At 70.9% G+C, this 508-nt stretch carries 1 protein-coding gene; it reads left to right on the top strand.

Annotated elements, in window-relative coordinates; all coding sequences use genetic code 11:
- Nucleotides 1-208: 208 nt before the first annotated feature.
- Nucleotides 209-508 (top strand): MBL fold metallo-hydrolase (locus CWM66_RS28290; RefSeq protein WP_146159969.1); only part of this gene is annotated, 300 nt, incomplete at its 3' end.

The raw sequence follows: 508 nt of genomic DNA, 5'->3' as shown, positions 1-508 counted from the left end.
CGTACTCAAGCAGGCGGTCGCGGCCGATGCGCTGGAGTCGCCGCTGTTCAAGCTGGAGGCGGAGACCGACCTGGTACTGGAAGCACTGCAGGCGCTGCGCGAGGCGGGCTGAGTCCCGCCGCACGCCGCACCCCCGACGAAAGCCGCATCCGCAGCCCCGCGCCTACCGCCTAGAATGTCCCCATCCAGCGACCCCACAGGACGCCAGATGGCCGACTACGGCATCCATACGCTCGACACCGGCTTCCAGCGGCCGGACTTCGACGCCGCTTACCTGCTCGTCGAGCAGGGGCGCGGTGCCTTCATCGACTGCGGCACCGCGCTCGCCGTGCCGGCGATGCTGGCCGCATTGCCCGCAGCGGGCCTGGCGCCCGAGGACGTGGACTGGCTGATCCTCACCCACGTGCATCTCGACCACGCTGGCGGCGCCGGTGCGCTGATCAGGCACCTGCCCCACGCCAAGCTGCTGGTGCATCCGCGTGGCGCACCGCACATGGTCGACCCCACG

The sequence above is a fragment of the Kosakonia sp. H7A genome, from assembly GCF_003028445.1.
Lineage (GTDB): Bacteria > Pseudomonadota > Gammaproteobacteria > Enterobacterales > Enterobacteriaceae > Kosakonia > Kosakonia radicincitans.
The sequence above is the reverse complement of the archived record's forward strand: the minus strand, read 5'-3'. Positions and strand labels throughout refer to the sequence as shown.